Origin of the sequence: Citrobacter sp. S55_ASV_140, from assembly GCF_018919505.1 — a bacterium.
Taxonomy (GTDB): domain Bacteria; phylum Pseudomonadota; class Gammaproteobacteria; order Enterobacterales; family Enterobacteriaceae; genus Citrobacter; species Citrobacter werkmanii.
On sequence record NZ_JAHLQZ010000188.1, the window covers coordinates 1 to 7,376 of the forward strand.

General features: G+C 55.2%; 9 protein-coding genes and 1 pseudogene. 5 read left to right on the plus strand and 5 right to left on the minus strand.

The window, feature by feature from the left end:
- The 4 genes from KQJ18_RS19640 to KQJ18_RS19655 form a co-directional block, all read left to right on the plus strand.
- On the plus strand, positions 1-1,804 hold a 1,804-nt coding region (locus KQJ18_RS19640; RefSeq protein WP_216422549.1), incomplete at its 5' end, for an ABC transporter permease.
- Complete coding sequence (locus KQJ18_RS19645; RefSeq protein WP_038635040.1) at positions 1,804-2,928, plus strand: ABC transporter permease; 1,125 nt, start codon at positions 1,804-1,806, stop codon at positions 2,926-2,928. The genes KQJ18_RS19640 and KQJ18_RS19645, both read left to right, overlap by 1 nt.
- Before the next feature lie 77 nt (positions 2,929-3,005).
- Positions 3,006-3,281: a type II toxin-antitoxin system HicA family toxin gene (locus tag KQJ18_RS19650; RefSeq protein WP_003837806.1), complete on the plus strand. Its 276-nt coding sequence runs from the start codon at positions 3,006-3,008 to the stop codon at positions 3,279-3,281.
- The gene (locus tag KQJ18_RS19655) at positions 3,278-3,637 is read left to right on the plus strand and encodes a type II toxin-antitoxin system HicB family antitoxin (RefSeq protein WP_087856264.1); all 360 of its coding nucleotides are present in this window, start codon (positions 3,278-3,280) and stop codon (positions 3,635-3,637) included. Before KQJ18_RS19650 ends, KQJ18_RS19655 begins: the two co-directional genes overlap by 4 nt.
- 116 nt (positions 3,638-3,753) lie before the next feature.
- Here KQJ18_RS19655 and nikR read toward each other — a convergent pair whose 3' ends face one another.
- From nikR to KQJ18_RS19665, 3 genes and pseudogenes are all read right to left on the minus strand, one after another.
- Positions 3,754-4,155 carry a nickel-responsive transcriptional regulator NikR gene (nikR, locus tag KQJ18_RS19660; RefSeq protein ID WP_006687486.1) on the minus strand — a complete coding sequence of 134 codons (402 nt, stop codon included), beginning with the start codon at positions 4,153-4,155 and terminating at the stop codon, positions 3,754-3,756.
- Positions 4,156-4,169: 14 nt separating this feature from the next.
- Positions 4,170-4,250: pseudogene (nikE, locus tag KQJ18_RS24720) on the minus strand (nickel import ATP-binding protein NikE); the annotation flags it as partial.
- A complete protein-coding gene (locus KQJ18_RS19665; RefSeq protein ID WP_038635037.1) occupies positions 4,247-5,107 on the minus strand; it encodes a LysR family transcriptional regulator in 861 nt (286 codons plus the stop codon). The gene KQJ18_RS19665 and the pseudogene nikE, both read right to left, overlap by 4 nt.
- Positions 5,108-5,206: 99 nt before the next feature.
- On the opposite strand from KQJ18_RS19665, the gene KQJ18_RS19670 reads away from it, so the two are divergent.
- The gene (locus tag KQJ18_RS19670) at positions 5,207-5,713 is read left to right on the plus strand and encodes a phenolic acid decarboxylase (protein WP_038635035.1); all 507 of its coding nucleotides are present in this window, start codon (positions 5,207-5,209) and stop codon (positions 5,711-5,713) included.
- Here the strand turns inward: KQJ18_RS19670 and acpT are convergent.
- Positions 5,705-6,295 carry a 4'-phosphopantetheinyl transferase AcpT gene (acpT, locus tag KQJ18_RS19675; RefSeq protein ID WP_038635032.1) on the minus strand — a complete coding sequence of 197 codons (591 nt, stop codon included), beginning with the start codon at positions 6,293-6,295 and terminating at the stop codon, positions 5,705-5,707. The two genes, KQJ18_RS19670 and acpT, sit on opposite strands and share 9 nt — an antisense overlap.
- A gap of 62 nt (positions 6,296-6,357) precedes the next feature.
- The coding region (locus KQJ18_RS19680; protein WP_216422551.1) for an AI-2E family transporter at positions 6,358-7,376 on the minus strand (1,019 nt) is incomplete at its 5' end.

Genomic DNA, 7,376 nt, shown 5'->3' on the forward strand with positions numbered 1-7,376 from the left:
ATCTACCACCATGAAGATGCTCACCGGACTGCTGCCCGCAAGCGAAGGCGAGGCATGGCTGTTTGGGCAAGCGGTTGATCCGAAGAATATCGATACCCGCCGCCGGGTAGGCTATATGTCACAGGCGTTCTCGCTCTACAGCGAGCTGACCGTGCGGCAAAACCTCGAACTACACGCGCGGCTGTTCCATATCCCTGAGGCAGAAATCCCTGAGCGCGTACAAGAGATGAGCGAGCGCTTTAGCCTGACCGATGTCGAAGACGCGTTGCCCGGCGCGCTGCCGTTGGGGATCCGGCAACGCCTGTCGCTGGCGGTGGCGGTGATTCATCGCCCGGAAATGCTCATTCTTGATGAGCCGACCTCCGGGGTCGATCCGGTGGCGAGGGACATGTTCTGGCAATTGATGGTCGATTTGTCGCGGCAGGATAAAGTGACCATTTTTATCTCCACCCACTTTATGAACGAAGCGGAGCGCTGCGATCGCATGTCGCTGATGCACGCCGGAAAAGTGCTGGCCAGCGGCACGCCGCAGGAACTGGTGAAGCAGCGCGGTGCCGCCAGTCTGGAAGAGGCGTTTATCTCCTGGTTACAGGAGGCCGCAGGCCCGGCGCCGGAGACGACGCTTTCGCAAGCGGATGCGCCGGTGGTGCATGAAAATAATCAGCCGCCACGCCAGGGCTTTAGCCTGCGGCGTTTGTTCAGCTACAGCCGGCGTGAAGCGCTGGAGCTGCGACGCGATCCGGTGCGCTCCACGCTGGCGCTGATGGGGACGGTGATCCTGATGCTGATTATGGGCTACGGCATCAGTATGGATGTGGAAAACCTGCGTTTTTCGGTGCTCGATCGTGACCAGACCGTCAGTAGCCAGGCGTGGACGTTGAATCTGGCGGGGTCGCGCTATTTTATCGAGCAGCCGCCGCTCACCAGTTATGACGAACTGGACAAACGGATGCGTTCGGGAGAGGTGGCGGTAGCCATTGAAATCCCGCCCAATTTTGGCCGCGATATCGCGCGTGGAACGCCGGTGAAGATTGGCGTCTGGGTTGATGGGGCGATGCCGAGCCGCGCAGAAACGGTCAGAGGCTATGTACAGGCGATGCACCAGACCTGGCTGCAGGATGTGATGGCGCGTCAGCCCAATGCCAGTGGAAAAAACGGGCTGATGACCATCGAGACGCGCTATCGTTACAACCCGGATGTGAAGAGCCTGCCGGCGATTGTTCCGGCGGTGATCCCGCTGCTGTTGATGATGATTCCCTCCATGCTCAGCGCACTCAGTGTGGTGCGCGAAAAAGAGCTGGGGTCGATTATCAACCTGTACGTTACGCCCACCACCCGCAGCGAGTTTTTGCTCGGCAAACAGTTGCCTTACATCGTGCTGGGAATGCTGAACTTCCTGCTGCTATGTGCGCTGTCGGTGTTTGTCTTCGGCGTCCCACATAAGGGCAGCTTTTTAACGCTGACGCTGGCCGCGCTGCTGTACGTCACCATTGCTACCGGACTGGGCTTGTTAATCTCTACGTTTATGAAAAGCCAGATCGCCGCCATTTTTGGTACGGCGATTATTACGCTGATCCCGGCGACGCAGTTTTCCGGGATGATCGATCCGGTGGCCTCGTTGGAAGGGCCGGGACGCTGGATTGGTGAAATTTATCCGACCAGCCATTTTCTGACCATTGCGCGCGGGACGTTCTCTAAAGCGCTGGATCTGGCGGATCTTTGGCAGCTATTTATCCCGCTGGCAATCGCCATTCCGGTAGTGGTTGGTCTGAGCGTATTACTGCTGAAAAAACAGGAGGGGTGATGCGCCGATTACGCAATATTTATAACCTTGGCATCAAAGAGTTACGCAGTCTGCTGGGTGACAAAGCGATGCTGACGCTGATCGTTTTCGCCTTCACGATTTCGGTTTACTCCTCCGCAACTGTCCTGCCGGGGTCGCTGCATCTGGCGCCGATTGCCATCGCGGATATGGACCAGTCGCAGTTGTCGAACCGGATTGTGAACAGCTTTTATCGCCCGTGGTTTTTGCCGCCGGAGATGATCACCGCCGATGAGATGGATGCCGGGCTGGATGCCGGTCGCTACACCTTCGCCGTGAACATTCCGCCTGATTTTCAGCGTGATGTGCTGGCCGGGCGACAGCCGGATATCCAGGTCAACGTCGATGCCACGCGGATGAGCCAGGCCTTCACCGGCAACAGCTATATCCAGAATATCATTAGCGGTGAAGTGAATAGTTTTGTGGCGCGTTACCGCGACAATAATGAGCCGCCGGTGGCGCTGGAAATGCGCATGCGCTTTAACCCCAATCTGGAGCCAGCCCGCTTTGGCGCGGTAATGGCGATCATCAACAACATCACTATGCTGGCGATTGTGCTTACCGGGTCGGCGCTGATCCGCGAGCGCGAACATGGGACCATTGAGCACCTGCTGGTGATGCCGGTGACACCGTTTGAGATAATGATGGCGAAAATCTGGTCGATGGGACTGGTGGTGCTGGTGGTTTCCGGTCTGTCGCTGATGCTGATGGTAAAAGGCGTGCTCGGGGTGCCAATTGAAGGCTCGATACCGCTGTTTATGCTGGGCGTGGCGCTGAGCCTGTTCGCCACCACCTCGATCGGCATTTTTATGGGTACGCTGGCGCGTTCCATGCCGCAACTGGGGCTGCTGATGATTCTGGTGCTACTGCCGTTACAGATGCTCTCCGGCGGCTCCACGCCGCGTGAAAGCATGCCGCAGGCGGTGCAGGATATTATGCTGACCATGCCGACCACCCACTTTGTCAGCCTCGCGCAGGCGATACTTTATCGCGGGGCGGGGTTTAGCATCGTCTGGCCGCAGTTCCTGACGCTGCTGGCGATTGGCGGTGCGTTCTTCCTGATAGCGCTGCTGCGTTTTCGCAAGACTATTGGCACAATGGCGTAAACGGTTGACTTCATTTCTTGACTGCATTGTGTACTGTTATAATATGACTTCAAAGGATGAAGTCATAAGGACATGCGATGAAGGAAAAGGTGTTGTCTTTACGCAAAAAGCAAAAGAACACGCTGGATCAGCTTTTTAAAGCGCCTACGCCGCAGGGAATCAAGTGGTCGGAAATCGAGTCACTGATTAAGGCATTAGGTGGCGAAATCAAAGAAGGGCGAGGTTCGCGATGTAAATTTCTTTTAAATAAAAGCATTGCGAGTTTTCATCGACCACATCCTTCTCCGGATACAGATAAAGGCGCGGTCGAAAACGTACGTGACTGGTTAACAAGTATAGGGGTAAAACCATGATCAAACCCAAAACGCCAAACTCAATGGAAATCGCTGGGCAACCTGCGGTGATTAATTATGTCCCTGAGCTTAATGCGTTCCGCGGTAAGTTCCTGGGTTTATCAGGCTATTGTGATTTTGTTGCTGACAGCATTCAGGGGCTGCAAAAAGAGGGGGAGATTTCCTTACGCGAGTATCTGGATGATTGCTCTGCCGCAGGGATAGAGCCCTATGCTCACCCGGAAAAGCTGAAGACATTTACGCTACGCTACCCAGAGTCATTCGGAGAACGTTTAAGTTTTGCGGCAGCGGAAGAACAGGTATCAGTGAATACCTGGATTATCGAAACGCTTAGTAAAAGCCTGAAACAGGCATAGCTGCTGGCTGATTCAACGATTATTGCCGGATGGCGGCTATGTCTTATCCGGCCTACAAACGAGAACGGGTGTAGGCCGGATAAGGCGCAGCCGCCATCCGGCAACGAAACAGGCAATCACTCTTCCTTCGGCAGGCACTGCAAATGACCGTGGCGTACGCCGCGCTGGGAAATGACGTCATCGGCAAAATGCTGTACATCGCCCATGTCGCCTTTCAGCACGGCGATTTCCAGGCAGTCGTCATGGTTGATATGCACATGTAATGTGGCGACCGATAAATCATGGTGGTGGTGCTGGGTGGAAACAATACGGCTCGCCAGGTCGCGCTTCTCATGCTCATAAACATACGAGAGTACCGCGAAGCCCTGGGTGCCGTGCTCCTGGGTGGTTTCTTGCGCCAGCGCCCCGCGCAGAATATCGCGAATCGCTTCGGAACGGTTGTTGTAGCCACGGCGCTGGCTCAGGCCGTCGAGCGTTTCCAGTAAATCGTCATCGAGGGTAATGGTGACTCGTTGCATCTGCAATTAACCTTTCATGTGGCGCGTTGACGCACAGAGAATGCGGGAATTAGCGTATTTTGTAACACACGTTCGGCCTCTGGGGAAAAGGTTAATGCTCCCGCAATAAACGCAGTAGCGTGCTCACCTGCTCATCCAGCGGCGCGAGAGTATCTTTAACGATCAGATGCAGCGGCGTGGCGCGGCGAGCGCCATGGCTTAACGGCAGCGGACGTAAAAGCCCCTGGGCCAGTTGCGTCTGAATACGCTCCTCAGGCAGCCAGCCGTAACCGACCTGATACATAACTGCATCAATCGCGGCATCAATGGTAGAGAAGGTCCAGGCATCGCGAACCGGTTGCTGCGGGTTGTCGCGATCGGCAATGCGAATCAGTGGCCACGCGCGTAATGCGTCTTCATCCAGCGGCGCATTCAGCGTGCAGAGTGGGTGATCGCGATGGGCAACGGCCACGAAGTCAATGTTCATCAGCCATTCACCACGCCCGGTCACATCCTGACGCCGGGTCAGGACCATTACGTCCGCATCGGCATGCGCTGCCAGCCTGTCGTCTGCATTTTCCAGTACCTCGGTCAGCCGCACCTGCGTTTGCGGCCACGCCTGCTGAAACTGTTTGAGGATTGCGAACAGGCGTCTGCGTGGGAAGATGCTATCGACCAGCAAATCCAGCCGTGTTCGTGTGCCGTTTTGCAGCGTTGCTGCCCGGGTCTCCACCCATAAAAAGGCCTTCAGTAACGGTTTGACCTGAGCTAGCAACAGCTCGCCCGCCGGGGTCAACACCGCCCTGCGGCCTTCCGGCGTCAGCAGCGTCACGCCGAGTCGCTCCTGCAATAGCGCCAGATTGTAGCTTACCGATGACTGGCTACGGTTGGTCTCTTCCGCGGCTTTCGCAAAGCTGCCCAGTTCCACCACTTTCTCCAACAGGGCCCATTGCTCAAGGGTTGTTTTGTGCATAACTTATCTAAAAATTGAATGAATATGATGTAAACATAGCGTTATTCATCCAATTTTTGAAGCGTTAAGATCCTCGCATCAAGTAAGAGGAGAACGAATATGAGCGCTTTTGATAAACATGATTTGAGCGGATTTGTCGGCAAACATCTGGTCTATACCTACGATAATGGCTGGAATTACGAGATCTACGTAAAAAATGAGACCACGCTGGATTACCGCATTCACAGCGGTATTGTGGGTAATCGTTGGGTGAAAGATCAGCGGGCGTATATTGTGCGGGTAGGGGCGAGTGTTTATAAAATTTCCTGGACCGAACCGACCGGGACCGACGTCAGCCTGATCGTAAACTTGGGTGACAAACTCTTTCACGGCACCATCTTTTTCCCGCGCTGGGTGATCAACAATCCGGAAAAAACGGTGTGCTTCCAGAATGATCATATTCCGCTGATGATGTCGTATCGCGATGCGGGTCCGGCGTATCCAACCGAGGTGATTGATGAGTTCGCGACCATCACCTTCGTGCGCGACTGCGGGGCAGATAATGACGACGTGATTGCCTGCGCGGCGAGTGAGTTGCCGAAAAACTTCCCGGAAAATTTACGCTAAGGCTTCCAGACGCTGCACGGCGTCGGCGGTCAGGGTAAATGGCGTGGGGGTGCACACCGCCAGGCTCAGGGTATCGATCTGGCACTGGCTGACGGAGAGTGAGGAGGTCAGCGCGGTGCTATCGACGCTGACGATTTGCCAGGCGCTGCCGCCACGCTGTTTTACTATGGCTTCTTTGCGCGTCCAGATACGCCAGAACGCCGCCAGCTGTTGCTCCGGGCGTTCGGCTTCAACTTCAGCATGTTCCCCAAGACTGAATACCGTATTTGCCAGCGACTGCCAGTTATCGCGGGGGCGAATAACTTCAATATCGCAGCCGACTTCCCCTTCGTCACTGAGCAGCAGGACGATGTCATCGCCGCTATGGCTGAGATTGAACCACAGCGGCGTATCAGCGGGAAAAGCGGGTTTTCCTTGCTCGCCGTAGACAATGTCCGGCAATGGCGAAAGGGCATGGGAAAGCAGCACACGGCCAGCCAGCCAACGTGCCCGGCGAGCACCTTGCGGCGCTTGCTCTTTCATCGCGGCAGGCAGTTCGCCAGCGCTTAAAACAGAAACTTTCCCAAGAACGAGCTGATACATATCAGGACTAACCTTTAGTAATAATGGGGTTGTGTATCATTCTTCACGTGCCATTTGCAAGTTTATCCCGGTAATCGACTTTTGGGCCTGCCAGGTCCGAGCAAAATTGCCAGTTTGCTGCCGCCTTTGGTGGTTTCCATCCAGATTTTACACACGCTGGTTAACGGCACGGAGAGTAACATGCCGACCGGGCCGAGCAGCCATCCCCATACCAACAGGGAGAGAAAGACGATCAGCGTCGATAATCCCAGGCGGTGCCCCATCATACGGGGTTCGAGAATATTACCAATCACCATATGCACGACCAGAAACAGCGCGCCAACCAGCACGCATTCGTAAATGCCGTTGAACAGCAACGCCTGAATCATGGGCGGGACGGCGGAAATGACCGAGCCAATGTTGGGCACGTAGTTTAGCAGGAATGCCAGCACGCCCCACATCAGAGCAAACTGAATCCCCATCAACGCCAGCCCCAGCCAGACAATGGCGCCGGTCCATAAGCTGAGCAACGTTTTCAGCGCCAGATAGTGTGAAACGCCCTTCAGCGCCCGATGCAGCCCCGCAATATGAATCTGCGGATTGTTTAACGCGAAGCGCAGCTTATAAGGAACATGGCGCACTTCAAACAGCATAAAGACGACCGTCATTACCAACAGGACGACGCTGGCCATGGCGCCGGAAAGACTCGTCATTAGCGTGGTCGTGAAGGTCATCAGTTTGTCGGAGTCCATACGCTGCAACATGCGCTCCGGGGACATATGCAGGTTCAGAAAGGGGACCATTTCTTGCAGATACAGAACCTTGCGCGTCAGTTCCTTATTGTATTTTGGCAGCATGGCCATGAACTCAGTGATCGACGATGCCAGCACGCCAACCAGCGCCGTAAGAACAATCAGCATTACCACGACCACTAACGTAATGGCTACCGGGCGACGCACCCCTCGGCGAATAAACCAGGTGACCAGCGGGTTCAATACGATGGCAAAAAAGAGCGCCAGCAACAGTTGCACAATGATATCCGCCGCGGCATGGATGCCCGCGAGGATCACCACCAAAGCGGCCAGTTTGAGCAGAATATGCA